The organism is Chromobacterium alkanivorans, from assembly GCF_016937655.1.
GTDB lineage: Bacteria > Pseudomonadota > Gammaproteobacteria > Burkholderiales > Chromobacteriaceae > Chromobacterium > Chromobacterium alkanivorans.
Window position 1 is genome coordinate 272,264 of sequence record NZ_JAFHKL010000001.1, and the last position, 18,500, is coordinate 290,763.

At 66.7% G+C, this 18,500-nt stretch carries 17 protein-coding genes; all 17 read left to right on the top strand.

The window, feature by feature from the left end:
• The first annotated feature begins 285 nt into the window (after positions 1 to 285).
• Positions 286 to 1,065, top strand: a complete 780-nt coding sequence (gene invF, locus JW897_RS01315; protein WP_205464926.1) for an AraC family transcriptional regulator InvF — start codon at positions 286 to 288, stop codon at positions 1,063 to 1,065.
• On the top strand, positions 1,062 to 2,801 hold the full coding sequence (gene sctC, locus JW897_RS01320; RefSeq protein WP_205464927.1) for a type III secretion system outer membrane ring subunit SctC: 1,740 nt from the start codon (positions 1,062 to 1,064) through the stop codon (positions 2,799 to 2,801). Before invF ends, sctC begins: the two co-directional genes overlap by 4 nt.
• Positions 2,791 to 3,924, top strand: coding sequence for a YopN/LcrE/InvE/MxiC type III secretion system gatekeeper (locus JW897_RS01325; RefSeq protein ID WP_338030542.1), 1,134 nt, complete (start codon positions 2,791 to 2,793; stop codon positions 3,922 to 3,924). The genes sctC and JW897_RS01325 overlap by 11 nt, the downstream gene beginning before the upstream one ends.
• A 107-nt stretch (positions 3,925 to 4,031) precedes the next feature.
• The gene (locus JW897_RS01330) at positions 4,032 to 6,098 is read left to right on the top strand and encodes an EscV/YscV/HrcV family type III secretion system export apparatus protein (protein WP_082158774.1); all 2,067 of its coding nucleotides are present in this window, start codon (positions 4,032 to 4,034) and stop codon (positions 6,096 to 6,098) included.
• A gap of 15 nt (positions 6,099 to 6,113) precedes the next feature.
• The gene (gene spaK, locus JW897_RS01335; RefSeq protein WP_205464928.1) at positions 6,114 to 6,521 is read left to right on the top strand and encodes an SPI-1 type III secretion system chaperone SpaK; all 408 of its coding nucleotides are present in this window, start codon (positions 6,114 to 6,116) and stop codon (positions 6,519 to 6,521) included.
• Entirely contained in the window at positions 6,518 to 7,807 is a 1,290-nt protein-coding gene (sctN, locus tag JW897_RS01340; RefSeq protein ID WP_205464929.1) for a type III secretion system ATPase SctN, read from the top strand. Before spaK ends, sctN begins: the two co-directional genes overlap by 4 nt.
• Entirely contained in the window at positions 7,791 to 8,243 is a 453-nt protein-coding gene (locus JW897_RS01345; protein WP_205464930.1) for a hypothetical protein, read from the top strand. The genes sctN and JW897_RS01345 overlap by 17 nt, the downstream gene beginning before the upstream one ends.
• Positions 8,231 to 9,265 (top strand): SpaN/EivJ family type III secretion system needle length determinant, encoded by a 1,035-nt coding sequence (locus tag JW897_RS01350; RefSeq protein ID WP_205464931.1) that lies wholly within the window; start codon positions 8,231 to 8,233, stop codon positions 9,263 to 9,265. Before JW897_RS01345 ends, JW897_RS01350 begins: the two co-directional genes overlap by 13 nt.
• Complete coding sequence (locus tag JW897_RS01355) at positions 9,265 to 10,158, top strand: YscQ/HrcQ family type III secretion apparatus protein (RefSeq protein ID WP_053077243.1); 894 nt, start codon at positions 9,265 to 9,267, stop codon at positions 10,156 to 10,158. The genes JW897_RS01350 and JW897_RS01355 overlap by 1 nt, the downstream gene beginning before the upstream one ends.
• Positions 10,148 to 10,807, top strand: coding sequence for an EscR/YscR/HrcR family type III secretion system export apparatus protein (locus JW897_RS01360; RefSeq protein ID WP_043589695.1), 660 nt, complete (start codon positions 10,148 to 10,150; stop codon positions 10,805 to 10,807). The genes JW897_RS01355 and JW897_RS01360 overlap by 11 nt, the downstream gene beginning before the upstream one ends.
• Positions 10,808 to 11,070: 263 nt before the next feature.
• Positions 11,071 to 11,331 (top strand): EscS/YscS/HrcS family type III secretion system export apparatus protein, encoded by a 261-nt coding sequence (locus JW897_RS01365; RefSeq protein WP_019104573.1) that lies wholly within the window; start codon positions 11,071 to 11,073, stop codon positions 11,329 to 11,331.
• 5 nt (positions 11,332 to 11,336) lie between these two features.
• On the top strand, positions 11,337 to 12,113 hold the full coding sequence (gene sctT, locus JW897_RS01370) for a type III secretion system export apparatus subunit SctT (RefSeq protein ID WP_205464932.1): 777 nt from the start codon (positions 11,337 to 11,339) through the stop codon (positions 12,111 to 12,113).
• 1 nt (position 12,114) lies between these two features.
• Positions 12,115 to 13,278, top strand: a complete 1,164-nt coding sequence (locus JW897_RS01375) for an EscU/YscU/HrcU family type III secretion system export apparatus switch protein (RefSeq protein ID WP_205464933.1) — start codon at positions 12,115 to 12,117, stop codon at positions 13,276 to 13,278.
• Positions 13,279 to 13,544: 266 nt separating this feature from the next.
• Positions 13,545 to 14,048, top strand: a complete 504-nt coding sequence (gene sicA / locus JW897_RS01380) for a type III secretion system translocator chaperone SicA (RefSeq protein WP_019103389.1) — start codon at positions 13,545 to 13,547, stop codon at positions 14,046 to 14,048.
• The gene (locus JW897_RS01385) at positions 14,045 to 15,790 is read left to right on the top strand and encodes a type III secretion system needle tip complex protein (protein WP_048413114.1); all 1,746 of its coding nucleotides are present in this window, start codon (positions 14,045 to 14,047) and stop codon (positions 15,788 to 15,790) included. The genes sicA and JW897_RS01385 overlap by 4 nt, the downstream gene beginning before the upstream one ends.
• 16 nt (positions 15,791 to 15,806) lie before the next feature.
• Entirely contained in the window at positions 15,807 to 17,066 is a 1,260-nt protein-coding gene (locus JW897_RS01390; RefSeq protein WP_205464934.1) for an IpaC/SipC family type III secretion system effector, read from the top strand.
• Between the two features lie 140 nt (positions 17,067 to 17,206).
• Positions 17,207 to 18,376 (top strand): type III secretion system needle tip protein SctA, encoded by a 1,170-nt coding sequence (gene sctA / locus JW897_RS01395; RefSeq protein WP_205464935.1) that lies wholly within the window; start codon positions 17,207 to 17,209, stop codon positions 18,374 to 18,376.
• The last annotated feature ends 124 nt before the right edge of the window (positions 18,377 to 18,500 follow it).

Here is an 18,500-nt window from a genome sequence, read left to right on the forward strand (position 1 = left end):
AGCGTTCATACGGATGGCGAAAATCCGGCGCCATGGTCGATAGTTGAAAGTTGCCCGCGGCGGGAAAAGGAATAATCTCGGCGCTGATCCAGGCTCAAGCGGCGCGCGCCTGCGCGCTCGTCGAGGCTTGTGTCGCGCGGGCGCCGCCGCGGCGGGCCTGTTCTTTGTGTCTGGCGCGCGCCGCGGCGAAAACTCGGATCCCCATCAGATTTGCATCAGGATTCGCCCGCGACGCTGGGCGACACTTTCCCGGTCCAAGCACGAGCCCGGCAGGGCGTTTGACCGATGACCGATAACGATGTGTTGCACCCGCTGGAGACTTTGGAGGCCGCCGCCAAGCGCAGCGCGCCGGCCCAGGACGTCTGGCTGCTGCCGCCGCGCCGGGAAGAGGCGCGGCTGGAATTGAGCTGGGAAGAGGGCGCGGAAACGCTGACCCTGGCGGCGGATTGGCAGGGCCTGCTGTTGCTGGACCGCGTGGAAGTGAACGTGGTCGCCGGCGCGCTGGCCTTCCAGCCGGTCCGGCTGGAGGCGCTGAGCAAGCTGCTGGCTTTCGTCGACGAAGCCAAGACCGACGAGGCCCGCGACGCGGACGCGCCGGCGAGCGAGGCGCGCTGCGCGCGATTGCCGCTGGCCGATCTGAACGCCTGGCAGGACCGCAAGCGCTGCGAATACTGGTTCTTGCTGCAGGTGCTGACGCCGTCGCCGGCCTTCGCCGCGCTGCTGGCGCTGCTGCGCCGCAGCGAGAGTTATTGGCTGGTGCGCTTTCTGCTGGCCCAGTCCACCTGCGGCGACAAGCTGCAGGCGCTGGGCGAGCGCTACGGCGTGTCTTACTCCCACTTCCGCCGCTTGTGCCGCCACGCGCTGGGCAACGCGGCCAAGACCGAGTTGCGCGACTGGCGCATGGCCCGTTCGCTGCTGGACGTGGCGGAAGGGCGGGAAAACCTGACCCAGGTGGCGCTCAAGCACGGCTACGCCTCGTCTTCGCATTTTTCCAACGAAATCAAGGGGCTGATCGGCGTGTCGCCGCGCGGTCTGTCCAACATCATTCAACTGGCCACCAAATGAATCGAAGCTTTTTATCCGCCGCGCTGCTGGCCGCGGCGCTGCTCGCGGCCGTGCCGGCCGCCGCCGCGCCGGAACCGGCGCGCGCCGCCGACTCCGCCGGCTACATCGCCAAGAAGGAGGGCCTGCGTTCTTTCTTCGACGCGATTTCCTCGCGGCTGAAAAAGCCGGTGATCGTCAGCAAGCAGGCGGCGCGCAAGCAGATCAGCGGCGATTTCGACCTGGCCAACCCGCAGGCGCTGTTGGACAAGATGACCCAGCAGCTGGGCCTGATCTGGTATCACGACGGCCAGGCCATTTACGTCTACGACGCCAGCGAAACCCGCAACGCGGTGGTGTCGCTGCGCAATGTGTCGCTCTCCGCCTTCAACGACTTCCTGCGCAAGTCCGGCCTCTACGACAAGCGTTATCCGCTGCGCGGCGACAGCCGCAGCGGCACTTTCTACGTGTCCGGGCCGCCGGTCTTCGTGGACCTGGTGGTCAACGCCGCCGGCTTCATGGACAAGCAGAGCGACGGCATTGAGCTGGGCCGGCAGAAGATAGGCGTGGTGCGGCTCAACAACACCTTCGTCAGCGACCGCAGCTATGAGTTGCGCGACCAGAAGATCGTCATCCCCGGCATGGCCACGGTGATAGAGAAGCTGTTGCAGGGCGAGGGCAAGCCCTTGCAGACCGCCGGCGTCAATTCGGCGCGGCCGCCGGCGCGCAATAGCGACATCCCCGCGATGCCGGACTTCCCCGCCGGCGGCGAGATCAAGGCGCCGGCCTACCAGGCCGGCCTCAGCCTGCCGGACGCGCTGAAGCAGGACGCGGCGGCCGGCGACATCAAGGTGATCGCCTACCCGGACACCAACAGTCTGTTGATCAAGGGCACCACCGAGCAGGTGCGCTTCATCGAGAACCTGGCGCTGGCGCTGGACGTGGCCAAGCGCCACGTGGAGCTGTCGCTGTGGATCATAGACCTGGACAAGGGCGATCTGGATCAACTGGGGGTCAACTGGAGCGGCAGCGTCACCGTGGGCAACAAGCTGGGCGTGGCGCTGAATCCCAGCAACTCGATCAGCACTCTGGACGGCACCCGCTTCATCGCCTCGGTGATGGCCTTGTCGCAGAAGAACAAGGCCAATGTGGTGTCGCGTCCGGTGGTGCTGACCCAGGAAAACGTGCCTGCCATCTTCGACAATAACCGCACCTTCTACGCCAAGCTGGTGGGCGAGCGCAATTCCAGCCTGCAGCACGTGACCTACGGCACCCTGGTCAGCGTGTTGCCGCGCTTCTCCGCCGACGGCCAGATCGAGATGTCGCTGAACATCGAGGACGGCCGCGAGGCCAAGAGCCCGGATTACGACAAGGACCCGCAGGACGCGCTGCCCGAGGTGGGCCGCACCCGCATCAGCACCGTGGCGCGGGTGCCGCAGGGCAAGAGCCTGTTGATAGGCGGCTACACCCGCGACGCCAATATCGAACAGTACAACAAGGTGCCGTTGTTGGGCAGCCTGCCCCTGGTGGGCGGCCTGTTCCGCTACCGCAGCCAGAACCAGAGCAATACCGTGCGCGTGTTCCTGATTCAGCCGCGCGAGATCGACGACCCGCTGACGCCGGACGCCAGCGACCTGTCGGCGGAGGTGGCCAAGCAGGGCGGCATCGACAGCGATCCGCTGCAGCAATGGGTGCGCAACTATCTGGACCGCGAACAGCGCGCCGACGGCGCGGCCAAGGACGCGAAGCGTGGACATTAGCGGACGTCCGCCGCCGGTCTTCGGCGTGCGCTCGCCCAAGCACCAAGGCAAGCTGGACGCCCAGCGCGACGCCCAGCGCCAGGGCGAGGCCCGGCAGGCGGAGGCGCAGCAGGTGGAGGACGCCAGTCCGGCGGCCGAGGTGCAGCGCTTCGCCCAGTCCACCGATGAAATGTCGGCGGCGCTGACCCAGTTCCGCAACCGCCGCGATTACGACAAGAAGCTGGGCCATCTGGCCGACAGCTTCGAACGAGTGCTGGACGAGGAGGCGCAGCCCAAGGCGCAGCAAATCCTGCACGTGGCCAAGTCTCACGGCGTCAGCGCCGAGGAATTGCTGCGCCAGGCGCGTTCCTTGTTCCCGGACGACAGCGATCTGGTGCTGGTGCTGCGCGAGCTGCTGCGTCGCCGCCAGCTGGACGAGGTGGTGCGCAAGCGTCTGCAGGCCCTGCTCAAGCAGGTGGAGGACCAGGCCGAGCCCAAGCCGCTGAAGGCCGGCATCAACTGCGCGCTGAAGGCGCGGCTGTTCGGCAAGGCGCTGTCGTTGAGCCCCGGTCTGCTGCGCGCCAGCTACCGCCAGTTTCTGGAGAGCGAGGCGGCGGAAGCGGAGATTTACGCCGACTGGGTGGGCAGCTACGGCTATCAGCGCCGCGCGGTGGTGCTGGATTTCATCGAGGGCGCGCTGCTGGCCGACATCGACTCTCTGGACGCCAGCTGCTCGCGGCTGGAGTTCGGCAACCTGCTGGGCCGGCTGAGCCAGCTCAAGCTGCTGCGCTCGGCCGACGCGCTCTTCGTCGGCCGCATGCTGGGCAATCCGCAGGTGTGCGCCTTCAACCCCCACGAGGCGGACTGGCTGTTGTTTTTGCTGTCGCTGCTGCAGCAGCCGCAGCAGCTGGACGGCCTGCTGGCGGAAACGGTGGGCGACACCGCGCTGCTCAGCCGCCACAGCGAGCATTCCACCTTGCTGCAGGCGCTGTACCAGGCCTGCAAGGCGCTGCCGCCGCAGCTGTTCGTCGACGAACGCTGGCTGGACGCCTTGCAGGAGGAATTCCGCCGGCTGGCCGCCATCGCCTACCGCCACGAGCTGGCCGAACGCCGGCGCGAGGCCGAGGGCGGCGGCGCGGAGTAAAACGAGAGCCGCCAGGCAAGGCGGGGGACATGTCCCGTCTTGCCTGGCTGTTTTTCCCGGCGGGCCGCGGCCCGTCGCCAATATCGAATCGCTTTGGATGACTAACGGTGTTTAATTCCCTGCTCAACGGCGCGCGCTCGCGGCCGGAATTGCTGATCCTGCTGTTGATGGTGATGATCATCGCGATGCTGATCATCCCGCTGCCCACCTATCTGGTGGACTTCCTGATCGGCCTCAACATCGTGCTGGCGGTGCTGGTGTTCATGGGCTCGTTCTACATCGACCGCATCCTCAGCTTCTCCACCTTCCCCTCGGTGCTGCTGATCACCACGCTGTTCCGGCTGGCGCTGTCCATCAGCACCAGCCGCCTGATCCTGATCGAGGCCGACGCCGGCGAGATCATCAACACCTTCGGCCAGTTCGTGATCGGCGACAGCCTGGCGGTGGGCTTCGTGGTGTTCTCCATCGTCACCGTGGTGCAGTTCATCGTCATCACCAAAGGCTCGGAACGGGTGGCCGAGGTGGCGGCGCGCTTTTCGCTGGACGGCATGCCCGGCAAGCAGATGAGCATAGACGCCGACCTCAAGGCCGGCATCGTCGACGCCGACGGCGCGCGCGAGCGCCGCAGCGTGCTGGAGCGCGAGAGCCAGCTTTACGGCTCCTTCGACGGCGCGATGAAGTTCATCAAGGGCGACGCCATCGCCGGCATCATCATCATCTTCGTCAACTTCATCGGCGGCATCGCCGTGGGCATGACCCAGCACGGCATGGACCTGTCCACCGCGCTGTCCACCTACACCATGCTCACCATCGGCGACGGCCTGGTGGCGCAGATTCCCGCGCTGCTGATCGCCATCAGCGCCGGCTTCATCGTCACCCGCGTCAACGGCGACAGCGACAATATGGGCCGCAACATCATGAGCCAGTTGCTGGGCAACCCGTTCGTGCTGGTGGTGACCGCGGTGCTGGCGCTGGCGGTGGGCATGCTGCCCGGCTTCCCGCTGATCGTGTTCCTGATCCTGGCCGCGGCCTTGGGCGGCCTGTTCTATTACAAGCGCCGCGTGGCGCGGAAAGGCGCGTCGGGCGCGGCTCAGGCGCCGGCGTCGGGCGCGGCGGCCGGCGCGACGCCGGCCGGCGGCAAGGACAGCTCGCTGGGCCTGATCGGCAATCTGGACAAGGTGGCGGCGGAGACCGTGCCGCTGATCCTGCTGGTGCCCAAGGCGCGCCGCGCCGCGCTGGAGCAGGCGCAATTGGCCGAGCGGCTGCGCAGCCAGTTCTTCATCGACTACGGCGTGCGTTTGCCGGACATGCTGCTGCGCGACGGCGAAGGCCTGCCGGACAACCGGGTGGCGGTGCTGATCAACGAGATCCGCGCCGACGAGTTCGAGCTGCATTTCGACTTGCTGCGGGTGGTCAATTACTCGGACGAGGCCGCCGCGCTCGGGGTGCAGCCGGTGTTCAGCGCCCAGGGCGCCAGCCAGTGCGCCTGGGTGCGCCCGGCCGACGGCGACAAGCTGGCCAAGCTGGGCTACCAGCTGCGTCCGGCGTTGGACGAGCTCTATCTATGTCTGGCCGCGCTGCTGGCGCGCCACGTCAACGAATACTTCGGCGTCCAGGAAACCAAGCACATGCTGGATCAGCTGGAAGCCAAATACCCGGACCTGCTCAAGGAAGTGCTGCGCCACGCCACGGTGCAGCGCATCGCCGAAGTGCTGCAGCGGCTGCTGGCCGAACGCATCTCGGTGCGCAATATGAAGCTGATCATGGAGGCGCTGGCGCTGTGGGCGCCGCGCGAGAAGGACGTGATCAATCTGGTGGAGCACGTGCGCGGCGCGCTGGCGCGCTACATCTGCCACAAGTTCGCCAGCGGCGGCGAACTGCGCGCGGTGATGATGTCCGCCGAGGTGGAGGACATGGTGCGCAAGGGCATACGCCAGACCTCGGCCGGCGCCTTCCTCAACCTGGAGCCGGCGGCTTCGGACGAGCTGATGGACCTGTTCGCGCTCGGCCTGGACGGCATGGGCATCGCGCACAAGGACCTGGTGCTGCTGGCCTCGGTGGACGTGCGGCGCTTCATCAAGAAACTGGTCGAAACCCGCTTCCGCGATCTGGAAGTGGTGTCCTTCGGTGAAATCGCCGACAGCGTGTCGGTGAACGTGATCAAAACCATCTAAAAAAGGATTCCGCCTATGTTCGCCATGGATATCGCCCAACTGGTCCGCTCCGCGCTGGAAGAGAGCGGCTGCGATCCCGCCCTGCTGGGCGAGCTGGACAGCCATTCCACCATCGCGCTGGACCTGCACGACCTGCCCAGCATCCACGTCAGCGCCCAGGACGGCGAGGTGTGGCTGTGGGCGCGGCTGGCCGAGCACAACGAGGCGGTGCTGGCCCAGCGCGCGGCCCAACTGCTGCAGGACCTGATGCAGGGCTGCCACTTCGCTCGCGGCGGCCAGCTGCAACTGGCCGCCAATGACGGCTATCTGGAGCTGAAGGCGATGGCGCACCCGGACTATCTGACCGACGGCAAGCGCTTCTCCGAGGCGCTGAACGGCTTCTTCGACGCGCTGGAGCGCTTCAGCGAGTCGTTGCTGCGATGAAGGCGCCGCGCCTGCTGCGCCGGCTGGCGTATCCGCAACGCCTGTCCGGCCCCATTCTGGAGGCCGCGCTGCCCGAGGTGGCGATAGGCGAGCTGTGCGACATCCGCCGCAGCTGGCAGGACCGCGAGGTGGTGGCCCGCGCCCAGGTGGTGGGCTTCCAGGGCCCGCGCGCGGTGCTCAGCCTGATCGGCAACGCGCGCGGCCTGTCGCGCGAGGCGGTGCTGCAGCCCACCGGCCGCGCCTTGGCCGCCTGGATAGGCGAGTCGGCGCTGGGCGCGGTGCTGGACCCCACCGGCCGCATCGTCGAGCGCTTCGCGCCCGAGGCCGGCGTCGGCGGCGAGGAGCGCGGCATCGACGCCGACCCGCCGCCGTACTCGCGACGCGTGGGCATACGCGAGCCGCTGGCCACCGGCGTGCGCGCCATCGACGGCCTGCTGACCTGCGGCGTAGGCCAGCGCGTCGGCATCTTCGCCTCCGCCGGCTGCGGCAAGACCATGCTGATGCACATGCTGATCGAGCAGAGCGACGCCGACGTCTTCGTCATCGGCCTGATCGGCGAGCGCGGCCGCGAAGTGACCGAGTTCGCCGAATCGCTGCGCGTCTCGCCCAAGCGCGAGCGCTGCGCGCTGGTGTTCGCCACCTCGGACTTTTCCTCGGTGGACCGCTGCAACGCGGCGCTGCTGGCCACCACGGTGGCCGAGTACTTCCGCGACCAGGGCAAGAAAGTGGTGCTCTTCGTCGACTCCATGACCCGTTACGCCCGCGCGCTGCGCGACGTGGCGCTGGCCGCCGGCGAGCCGCCGGCGCGGCGCGGCTACCCGGCCTCGGTGTTCGACAGCCTGCCGCGGCTGCTGGAGCGCCCCGGCGCCACCCGCGGCGGCAGCATCACCGCCTTTTACACCGTGCTGCTGGAAAGCGACGACGAGCCGGACCCGATGGCGGACGAGATCCGCTCCATTCTGGACGGCCACATCTACCTGAGCCACAAGCTGGCCGGCCAGGGCCATTACCCGGCCATCGACGTGCTCAAGAGCGCCAGCCGCGTGGCAGGCCAGGTTTGCGACGGCGGCCATTTGCAGGCGGCCTCGGCGTTGCGCGCCTTGATGGCGCGGCTGGAGGAGCTGCAAGTTTTCATCGACCTGGGCGAATACCGCCCCGGCGAGAACGCCGACAACGACCGCGCGATGCACGCGCGCGACGCGCTGCGGCGCTGGCTGCGCCAGTCGATGGACGAGGGCGCGGGGTTCGACGACACCCTGCGCAGCCTGCATGAGCTTGTTGCCTAAGCTGGGCGCGCTGCTGCGCCGCTGCCAGGCGGCGCAATCGCGCTGCGAGGCGGAGCTGGCTCAGCTGGCGCGCCAGGACGGCGCGCTGGCGGCGGAACAACAGGCGCTGGCCTCGCAGGGGCAGGGCCTGCGCCAATTGCTGCTGGCGCAGCGGCCGGCCGGGGCGATGAGCCGCGGCCAGCTGTTCGCGCTGCAGCGCAAGCAGGCGGTGCTGCGCCGCCAGTTGCAAAACCTGGACCTGCAAAGCGGGCAGTTGCAAGAACAGCGCCAAGGCCTGGCCGGCCGGCGCGAGGAACAACAGGCTTTGCGCCGGCAATGGCTGCGCAAGGAAGACAAGTATCAACGCTGGGCCAAGCTGCAGCGCCGCCAGGAACGGATGCGGCGTTTGCGGCTGGACGAGGCCGAGCAGGAAGAGAGGACGATATGGAAGCGATGACGCCCATTCCCGCGCCGAGCGCGGACACCCGGCCGGGAGCCGCGGCCGACGCCGACGGCGCCGCCGAGGCCTTTGCCCGCGAAGCCCAGAGACAGCGTCAGGACGCCGCCGATCCGGAGCGCGACGGCGAGCGCGAGCGGGATCGCTCCCGCCTGCCGGCGGGGGCGCTGTGGCAGCCGCCGCTGCCGCCGCACTGGAACGCCGCGCGCCTGAACGCCGGCGGCCGCCACGCGGCGGACGCCGCCTTGTCCGCGCCGGGCAAGCGCGGCCAGACGCCCTTGGGCGACGGCGAACGGCCGGACGCCGCCGCGCGAGGCAAGACCGCCGTCCGGCCGCAAGACCCGCACGCCGCCGCGGCGGCCTTGGCGGCCGCGCACGCGGCCGGCCTGGCTTCGGATGCCGACGTTCCGGCCAAGGCCCGCTCCGCGTCGCCGGCGCCGGCTGCGCCGCACAAGATCGAGCACGCGCCGGCCAAGGGCGAGGCCCCGCTTCCGGCCGCCGCGGCGTCGTCGACCGGCGCCGACGCGCCGGTGTCGCATGGACGGGGCGCGCCGAAAGCCGAAGCCGCCGCATCGGTTTCCGCGCCGACGCCGCCCGCCGCGCGCGAAGGCGGCGAGGCGCGCAAGACCGAGGCCGCGCCGGCCGCCGCCGCGGCCATCGCGCCGCCGCCGGCCCAGCCATCGGCGCAGCCGACGCCGCCGCGCGAAACCGCGCCGCCGGCGCGACCGCGCCAGGACCCGGCCTCGACCGCGGCTCAAGCGGCGCCGTCCGCGCCCAGCGCGCCGGAACCGGCCCAGCCGGGGCTGACGTATCGCTTCCAGCGCTGGGGCGGCGAACACGCGGTCAATGTGCAAAGCCAGCCCGGCGGCGTGCTCAGCCTGCAACCGTCGGACAGCCTGGTGCAGCAGCGCCTGGGCGAGCAATGGCAGTCCGGCAATCCGCAGCAATGGCAGATGGCCCGCGACGACGGCCGCGAGCAGGACCGGCAGCAGCCGCAGCGGGATGAGGAGGAGGACGCCTGATGCTGGCGCTCAGACAGATAGACGCGCGCGAGCGCGCTTTGCGGCGCGCCGCCGAGGCCTGGCGGCGCCAGGGTTGGGACGCGACGCTGGAAACGCCGCCGCGCGGCGGCCTGTGGCTGTCGGTGGCCGACGCGGAACAGCGCTGGCAGGGCTGGTTGCAGCCGCGCGCCTGGCTGGAGAGCGCCGCGCCCGAGCTGGCGCGGCTGGCGCTGTCCGCCGGAGTGGAGTCGCAGGCGGCGCAATGGCTGGCGGCGGCGGAACGACCGCTGACGCCGCCGATGCCGGAGCTGGCCTACCAGCGCTTGAGCCTGGGCGAAGCGGGGCCGGGCGACGCCTTGCCGCGCCAGCCGCTGCTGCGGGTGATGTGCGCCGAGGGGCCGCTGTGGCTGGAACGCGCGCCGGAGTTCGAGGCCGGAGACGCGCCGGACCCGGCGCCGCTGTTGAGTTGGCCGCTGCGCTTCGTCGTCGGCGACAGCCGCGTGAGCCTGGGCCTGCTGCGCGGCGTCGCGCGCGGCGACGTGCTGCTGATCCGCGAGCCTAAGGCGGCGGTGCGCTGCCACGACCGCGCATTGGGCACTTATCAAACGTATGAGGAAGGAATCGTCATGGAATGGGATGAATCGCAACAGGAGGCCGAGCAGGAAGCGCCGGCGCGCGATATGGGACAGCTGCCGGTGGAGCTGGAGTTCGTGCTGCATCGCGGCCGGATGACGCTGGCGGAGCTGCAGGACTTGTGCCGGGGCCGGCTGTTGAACCTGCCGGCCGACGTCGAGCGGCGGGTGGAAGTGCGCGCCAACGGCGCCTTGCTGGGACGCGGCGAACTGGTGCAGCTGGCCGGCCATCTGGGAGTGGAAGTGACGGAGTGGCTGGGCGGAGCCGCCGATGTCGAATGATATTTCGCTGATCGCGCTGCTGGCCTTCGCCACGCTGCTGCCTTTCCTGATCGCCTCCGGCACTTGCTTCATCAAGTTCTCCATCGTGTTCGTGATGGTGCGCAACGCGTTGGGCCTGCAGCAGGTGCCGTCCAATATGACGCTCAACGGCATCGCGCTGATGCTGTCGATGTTCGTGATGCTGCCGATCGCGCAGCAGGCTTACAGCCATTACCAGGAAGAGCAGGTCAGCTTCAACAGCGTGGAGTCGGTGAGCAATTTCGTCGAGAACGGCCTGGACGGTTATCGCGGCTATTTGCAGAAGTATTCCGACCCGGAGCTGGTGAGCTTCTTCGAAAAGGCCCAGGCGCAGCGCACCGAGCGCGAAACCGGCAATGCGGCCGAGGACGAACAGCCGTCCATCTTCGCCTTGTTGCCGGCCTACGCGCTCAGCGAGATCAAGAGCGCGTTCAAGATCGGCTTCTACCTCTACCTGCCCTTCGTGGTGGTGGACTTGGTGATCTCCAGCATCCTGCTGGCGCTGGGGATGATGATGATGAGCCCGGTGACGATTTCGGTGCCGATCAAGCTGGTGTTGTTCGTGGCGCTGGACGGCTGGACTTTGTTGTCCAAGGGACTGGTGTTGCAGTACCTGGACCTGGCGACGTAATGGGCGGCAAAACCGCCAATGCTGCGTTGCGCCTCCTTGCCGTGCTAGATGCACTGTCTGCGTCGGCGCGCCTTGCCTTGGCCGCTGCGCGCGGTTTTGCCGCCCATTACCTAGACCTGGTGATTGTATGAATGAAAAACCGCCGATGCTGCGTTGCGCCTCCTTGTCGTACGACGGGTACTGCCTGCGTCGGCGCGCCTTGCCTCGGTCGCTGCGCTCGGTTTTGCTGCCTATGCCGCCCGCCTCAATTTTGGAGTTTTGCTATGAATGATCTGGTGTTCGCCGGCAACAAGGCGCTGTACCTGGTGTTGTTGATGTCGGCCTGGCCCATCATCGTCGCCACCGCCATCGGCCTGCTGGTGGGCCTGTTCCAGACCGTGACCCAGTTGCAGGAACAGACGCTGCCCTTCGGCATCAAGCTGTTCGGCGTCAGCCTGTGTCTGTTCCTGCTGTCCGGCTGGTACGGCGAAACCCTGCTCGGCTTCGGCCGGGAGGTGATGCGCATGGCGCTGGCCAGGGGCTGAGGCGGATGCAGTTCGGCCTGTTCTTCGAAATCCACGGCTGGGTGGCCTCGGCCGCGCTCGGTTTCGCCCGCGTGGCGCCGGTGTTCTTCATCCTGCCCTTCCTGAACAGCAATGTGCTCAGCGGCGTGGTGCGCACCTCGGCCACCATGCTGGTGGCGCTGGGCTTGTGGCCGCATCCGGTGGAGGCGCTGCCCGCCTTCCAGGCGCTGCCCTTTCTCGCGCTGATCGCGCGCGAGGCGGCGGTGGGCCTGCTGCTGGGTTGTCTGCTGGCCTGGCCGTTCTGGGTGTTCCACGCGCTGGGCAGCATCATAGACAACCAGCGCGGCGCGACGCTGAGCAGCAGCATAGACCCGGCCAACGGCGTGGACACCTCGGAACTGGCCAATATGTTCAATCTGTTCGCCGCCGCGGTCTATCTGCAAGGCGGCGGCATGAATCTGATGCTGGATCTGTTCCGCCAGAGCTATCAGTTGTGCGACCCGCTGGGCGCGTGCACGCCGGCGCTGCAGCCGACGCTGAGCCTGCTCAATCAGGTGATCAGCAAGGCGGTGGTGTTGGCCAGCCCGGTGGTGGCGGCCTTGCTGCTGTCCGAGGTGGTGCTGGGGCTGCTGTCGCGCTTCGCGCCGCAGATGAACGCCTTCGCGGTGTCGCTGACGGTGAAGAGCGCGGCGGCGCTGCTGATCATGCTGATGTATTTCGGCCCGATTTTGCCGGACACGGTGATGCGGCTGGCCTTCCCGCCGCAGTCGCTGCCCGGCTGGCTGAGCGCGCCGGTGCCTTGAGATGTCGAACAAGACCGAACAACCGACGCGCAAACGCCTGCAGGACGCGGCCAAGAAAGGCCAGTCCTTCAAGAGCCGCGACCTGGTGGTGGCCTGCCTGACCTTGTGCGGCGTCGCCTATCTGGTGTCCTTCGGCTCGCTGGTGGAGCTGATGGGCGCTTTCCGCCAGGTGATCGCCGGCGGCTTCCAGCAGGACATGCAGGGCTACGCCCAGGCCGTGGTTTGGCTGGGCATCAAGCTGCTGCTGCCCATCTTCCTGCTGTGCATCGTCGCCTCCGCGCTGCCCTCCCTGCTGCAAAGCGGCTTCGTGCTGGCCAGCGAGGCCTTGAAGCTCAATCTGGAAGCGCTGAACCCGGTCAACGGCTTCAAGAAGCTGTTCAGCCTGCGCACGGTGAAGGAGGCGGTGAAGGCCTTGCTCTACCTGGCCAGCTTCGTGGTGGCGGTGCTGGTGCTGTGGCACAAGCACAAGGCGCTGCTGTTCGCCCAGCTCAACGGCGACCCGATGGGCATGGCGGCGATCTGGCGCGAACTGCTGCTGGCGCTGGTGCTGACCTGCCTGGGCTGCATCGTGGCGGTGCTGGTGCTGGACGCGATCGCCGAGTACTTCCTGTTCATGAAGGACATGAAGATGGACAAGCAGGAGGTCAAGCGCGAGATGAAGGAGCAGGAGGGCAATCCGGAGATCAAGTCGCGCCGCCGCGAGGCGCATATGGAGATCCTGTCCGAGCAGGTGAAGTCCGACATCGAGAACTCGCGTCTGATTGTGGCCAACCCCACCCATATCGCCGTCGGCATCTACTTCAAGCCCGAGTTGCTGCCCATTCCCTTCATCTCGGTGATGGAGACCAATCAGCGCGCGCTGGCGGTGCGTGCCTACGCCGAAAAAGTGGGCGTGCCGGTGGTGCGCGACATTCCGCTGGCGCGGCGCATCTTCGCCAGCCATCGCCGCTATTCCCTGGTCAGCCTGGACGAGGTGGAGGAAGTGCTGCGTTTGTTGATGTGGCTGGAGCAGGTGGAAAACGCCGGAGCGGAGGCGTCGGAGCCGGCGCCATCGACGCCACCGGCGGCGGAGCAGGGGAAGGACGGAAGCGTCGCCGGGCCTGCTGTGGATAAATCCGCCGCCAAGCCAGCCTCTGTGGATAAACAAAACGACCAGGGAGGCTGAGCGCATAGACGCGGCCCAAGAGCCTTCCCGCCCGCCGGGAAGGTCCGGCAACGCCAATCCTCCCCCGCGCGGCGGCGGCTTCAAAGCCGGCAGGGCCGTGTTGCGCAAGCCCGGATTTCCGGTGCGCCGTCGCCATGAGCGATTCCTGAATGTTTCCCCCCGCCGGCCGCTGTTAAATGACAGCGACGACGGTCACCTCACCCCCAAGACAACCGTCGTCTCTAGCCAGCTCTGCCGGGTTGGTGACAGCGACTAGGAGATGTTTGATGAACCCTGAAGACAGTGTCAGCGACGACCGCCTGGCAGAGATGGTCTGGGAAGCCGTAAGCGCAGGCGCCACCCTGAAAGACGTGCACGGCATACCGCCGGACATGATGGAAGGCCTGTACGCCCACGCTTACGATTTTTACAACAAGGGAAGGCTCGACGAGGCGGAAACCTTCTTCCGCTTCCTATGCATCTACGACTTCTACAACCCCGACTACATCATGGGGCTGGCCGCCGTGTGCCAGCTCAAGAAACAGTTCCAGAAGGCCGCCGATCTGTACGCGGTGGCCTTCGCCCTGAGCAAGAACGACTACCGGCCGGTGTTCTTCACCGGCCAGTGCCAGCTGTTCATGCGCAAGGCGGCCAAGGCCAGGCAGTGTTTCGAGCTGGTGTGCGAACAAAGCGACGACGAGTCGCTGCGCGCCAAGGCCCAAGTGTATCTGGACAGTTTGCAGGAGACGGAGGCCGAGCAATCCCGTCAGCAGGAAAAGGAGCAAGCATGAGCGGTAACACTATCGGTCAAAGCTTCAATCTTGACAGTGCCAAGCTGGCGAAAGCGCTATCGGGCAACACCCAGGCGAGCGAGAAATTCGTCGACGCCGCGCAGAAGTCGGCGCAAGCGCTGTTCACGATGCGCGTCAGCGACGACGCCGGCGCCGCCAAGCCGCGCAGCGACTTGAACACGCCGCCGCTGACCCAGCCCACGGCCAAGGCCAAGGAAGAGCTGGACGGCGCGGGCAAGCTGACGCTGCTGCTGGGGCAGTTGATGTCCTTGCTGGGCAATGTTTCGCTGTCGCAGCTGGAAAGCCGCATCGCCACCTGGCGCGCGATGATGGAAGCGCAAGTGGCGATGGGCGAGAAACTGTCCAAAGAGTTCCAGGACGCGTTCAAGGCGGCGAGCGAAGCCACCGAGGCGTTGAAAGACGCCGTGGGCAACTACGACAGCGCCAAACAGGCCGCGGATGCAGCCCAGAAGAAAGCCGACGCGGCCCTGGCCAAGTTGAACGGCATGTCGCCGGACGATCCGGGCTACGCCGACGCTCAGGCCGCCAGCCAGCAAGCTTCCGGCGAAGCCGCGCAAGCCAAGCAGAAAGCTGACAAGGCGTCCGAGGTGGCGGAAAAGGCCCGCGTGGTGGCGGTGGAAAAGGGCAAGATCGCCGATGATCTGGCCGGCAAGGTGCAAGGCGCCAATGTGGGCGGCGATGTCGCGCGCAAAACCGGCGAGGACAACCTGTCCAATGTAGCCAAGCTGACCATGCTGATGGCGATGTTCGTCGAGATGGTGGGCAAGAACAGCGAAGAAAGCCTGAAAAGCGATCTGGCATTGTTCCAGGCCATGCAGGAAGGCCGCCAGAAGGAAATGGACAAAAAATCCGCCGAGTACCAGGAAGAAGTGCGCAAGGCGGAAGAACTCAATCGCACCATGGGGTGCATTGGCAAGATTCTAGGCGCGGTGCTGACGGTGATCAGCGTCGTGGCCGCAGCATTCACCGGCGGCGCCAGCCTGGCGCTGGCCGCGGTGGGCGTCGCGCTGATGGTGGCGGACGAGGTGGTCAAGGCCACCACCGGGGTGTCTTTCATGGAAGAGGCGTTGAAGCCCTTGATGGACAAGGTGCTCAAACCCTTGATGGACCTGATAGGCAAAGCCATTACCAAGGCGCTGGAAAGCATGGGGGTGGACAAGAAGACCGCCGAGCTGGCCGGCTCCATCATCGGCGCGGTGCTGGCCGCGGTGGCCATGGTCGCGGTGATGGTGGTGGTGGCCGTGGTGGGCAAGGGCGCCGCCAGCAAGCTGGGCGGCGCGCTCAGCAAGCTGATGGGCGACGCCATCAAGAAGATGGTGCCCAATGTGCTGAAGGAACTGGCCAAGAACGGCAGCAAGATGTTGACCCAGGGCTTCCAGCGCCTGGCCAACAGCCTGGGCCTGCGCACCGACGCCGCCTCCAAGCAACTGATGGCCAACACCCTCAACCGCGTGGTGGTGGGCGGGGAAGTGGCGCAAGCCACCTCTCAGGCCGGCGGCAATGTGGCGCAGGGCGTGTTCATGAAGAACGCCAGCGATATGCTGGCCGACTTCACCCTGGCGCGCGCCGCGATGGAGCAGATCGAACAATGGCTGAAGCAGGCGGTGGAAGTCTTCGCCAGCACCCAGAAAGTTACCCAAGACCTGACCACGATGATGTCTTCCGCGTTGCAGCAGAACGCCGAAGCCGGTCGTTTCGTGCTGCGTCAGAGTCACGCTTGAGTTAGGAGAGAATATTATGGCAACTATTATCGGCAGTGTTTCCACCCACAATCCGTTTCCGGCGGCGCTTGAATCCGGCGCGGCTGAAAAATCCCCTGTCGCCAAGTCCTTGGTGGACATCAAGGACATCCTGCCCATCCTGAACAGCGCCGGCCGCGACGGCAAGGCGCTGGCCGAGGCGATGAGCGGGCCGCAACTGCGCCCGCCGTCCGCCGAAGTGAGCAAGCAGGTGACCGACGCGCTGAAGAGCTATTTGAGCGAAAAAGCCCAGGACCCGGCTTTCGTCCAGGATCTGGGCGCGGTGTATCAGAAGGTCGAGTCCGGCGTCAGCAAGCTGGTGGACGACAAGGTCAAGGAGCAGGCCGAGCAGGGCAAGCCCTTCGACATCAGCGGCATGGCGCCCAACGGCGCGGCGCTGATGGTGGCCGCCATTGTCTTGATGTCGGCGCTGCGCACCGCCGACAACACGCTGAGCAGCAAGCTGTCGCTGGTAGGCTTCGACGCCACCAAAGCCACCGCCGCTTCCATGGTGCGCGAGGGCGTGGCCAACCTGTCCAGCAGCATCGCCCAGGGCGTGGGCCAGATGGCCATCACCGGCGTCGGCGCCAAGAAGAACCTGAGCGGCTTGAGCGCTGAACGCGGCGCGCTGAAGAACAACGCGCCCAAGCTGGCCAAGCTGGGAGATGAGGGCCGCAATATCCAGTCCGCGCTGGGCCGCCAGAACACCGTCAAGCTGGGCACCGACGCCGACGGCCTGAAGCAGGTGGGTCTGAAGCCGCAGCAGCCGGGAGCGGCCAAGCCGGGCGCGGGCGAGTTGAACCCGCAGTCCAACGCCGCCGGCAGCGTGGCCGACGGCATGGCCGGCGACAAGATCGGCCTGCAGTCCAGCAACCAGCGTTTGTCCAAGGAGCATGAAACCGCGCTGGGCGGCGCCGGCGAGAACTTGTCGGTGAAGGGACAGGCGGAACAACTGGCCATGGACGACACCAAGCTCAAGGCCGAGGCCAAGAAAACCACCGGCCGGGCCATCATGGACAGCTCGTCCGCGGCCAGCAATATCGCCGGCGGCTCCGGCCGCTACGCGGCCACGCTGGAGCAGTCCGAGCAGCAGATCAGCCAGGCTTCCAGCCGCGTGGCCAATACCGCCTCCGAGGAAACCCGCGAGAGCAGCCGCAAGTCCGACAGCTTCATCCAGGAGCTGCTGCGCACCTTGGACAGCATCAGCCAATCCAAGAACGCGGCCATGGGCGCGGTAGCCGGCAATATTCGCGCCTGATCCGCTAGCCCGGAACCGGGCGGAGCCATCCCAGGCTCCGTCCGCCGGCCCGGCCAACCCGGCCGGGCCGGCCTTCCACACCATTCATCCCGCCAGCGCCTTGGCGCCTGCCTCGGCGCTGGCCATGCAGGGGAATTCCCATGAACGGCATTCAAACCACATCCTCCTTGCCGCTGACGCGGCCGCAAATGACGGAAACCCCGGCCGCCGCGCCGCGCGCCGATGTCGGCGGCGTCGCTGCCGAAATCCGCGCCGCCGCGCCGCAAGGACCGGAGCTGTCCGCGCTCAATACCGCTCAGAACAAGGCTGACGCGCTGCGTCAGGTCAACGAAACCGTCCGTCGCGTCATCGAAGGACAGACCACCTATGAAAGCAAGCTGGCGGACCAGCGCTGGCAGGCTGCGATTTCCGGCGGCGAGCAGCCGCCGGCCGAGCGCGTGGCATTCCAGCGCGGCGCGCTGACGCGGGCCTTGGACGAGGCCCGCGACATGCAGACCCTGGCAACCCAACAGTTCGTTGGCGCGCTGAAGAGCGTGGGAGAAAGCGGCTATGTGATGACGCCGCAGCAAAAGCAGCAGCTGCTCGACGGTATCGAGAAGGAAGTCGCCGACATTTCGCCGACGGCGCGGGAGTTTGCCGCGCCGATGCTGAACGCGGCCCGGGACGCCTCCGGCGGTGTGATCTCCGACCGCGAGCTGTGGAAATTGATCAGCGACTCCATCGGCAACATCAAGAACGGCTATCTGGGCGTGTATGAGAACGTGGTGGGCAAATACATCGAGTTCTACCAGGAGTTCAGCGACATCTTGGCCAAGATGGCCGGCTGGATCTCATCCAACGACAAGGGCGACAAAGTCACGTTGAATGTGGGCGATCTGTATGCCGAGCTGAAGACATTGAAGGAGAAATACGAGAACACGGCGTTGTTCCCCACCAGCGGCACCACGACCGAGGCCGAGGCGAAAAAATGGGCCAAGGAGCTGGGTCTGCCGGAAAGCTGTGTGCAAAAAAAAGGCGACGGCTATGTGGTGGTCATCGACACCGGTCCAGTGGATAAAATGATGAAGGCGCTGGAAGGGCTGGCGGGCAACAAGGTGCCGTCGCAAGGGCAGAAGGTGGAAATGGACAATGCCAAATTCCAGTCCTGGCAGTCCGGCTTCAAGGCGCAGGAGGAAAACCTGAAGAACACCTTGCAGACGCTGACCCAGAAATACAGCAACGCCAACTCGCTGTTCGACAATCTGGTCAAGGTGCTCAGCAGCACCATCAGCAGCTGCACGGAAACCGCCAAGTCCTTCCTGCAAGGCTAAGCGCGGCTGACAAAACTCCCGCGGCGCCGCGCGCCGATTTACCGTATGACGGCTACCGTCGGCGCGCCTTGCCTCAGCCGTAAAACCGACTTCTGTTAGCCGCTCTATAAGGCTAAGGAGAACC

Bases quoted from the DNA above. Each gene is read 5' to 3' on its own strand.
- JW897_RS01365 (WP_019104573.1), top strand. From the start codon at position 11,071: ATGAATGATCTGGTGTTCGCCGGCAACAAGGCGCTGTACCTGGTGTTG.
- sctN (WP_205464929.1), top strand. From the start codon at position 6,518: ATGAAGGCGCCGCGCCTGCTGCGCCGGCTGGCGTATCCGCAACGCCTG.
- JW897_RS01355 (WP_053077243.1), top strand. From the start codon at position 9,265: ATGCTGGCGCTCAGACAGATAGACGCGCGCGAGCGCGCTTTGCGGCGC.
- JW897_RS01375 (WP_205464933.1), top strand. From the start codon at position 12,115: ATGTCGAACAAGACCGAACAACCGACGCGCAAACGCCTGCAGGACGCG.
- sctA (WP_205464935.1), top strand. From the start codon at position 17,207: ATGAACGGCATTCAAACCACATCCTCCTTGCCGCTGACGCGGCCGCAA.
- sctC (WP_205464927.1), top strand. From the start codon at position 1,062: ATGAATCGAAGCTTTTTATCCGCCGCGCTGCTGGCCGCGGCGCTGCTC.
- sctT (WP_205464932.1), top strand. From the start codon at position 11,337: ATGCAGTTCGGCCTGTTCTTCGAAATCCACGGCTGGGTGGCCTCGGCC.
- JW897_RS01360 (WP_043589695.1), top strand. From the start codon at position 10,148: ATGTCGAATGATATTTCGCTGATCGCGCTGCTGGCCTTCGCCACGCTG.
- spaK (WP_205464928.1), top strand. From the start codon at position 6,114: ATGTTCGCCATGGATATCGCCCAACTGGTCCGCTCCGCGCTGGAAGAG.
- sicA (WP_019103389.1), top strand. From the start codon at position 13,545: ATGAACCCTGAAGACAGTGTCAGCGACGACCGCCTGGCAGAGATGGTC.
- invF (WP_205464926.1), top strand. From the start codon at position 286: ATGACCGATAACGATGTGTTGCACCCGCTGGAGACTTTGGAGGCCGCC.
- JW897_RS01385 (WP_048413114.1), top strand. From the start codon at position 14,045: ATGAGCGGTAACACTATCGGTCAAAGCTTCAATCTTGACAGTGCCAAG.
- JW897_RS01345 (WP_205464930.1), top strand. From the start codon at position 7,791: ATGAGCTTGTTGCCTAAGCTGGGCGCGCTGCTGCGCCGCTGCCAGGCG.
- JW897_RS01350 (WP_205464931.1), top strand. From the start codon at position 8,231: ATGGAAGCGATGACGCCCATTCCCGCGCCGAGCGCGGACACCCGGCCG.
- JW897_RS01390 (WP_205464934.1), top strand. From the start codon at position 15,807: ATGGCAACTATTATCGGCAGTGTTTCCACCCACAATCCGTTTCCGGCG.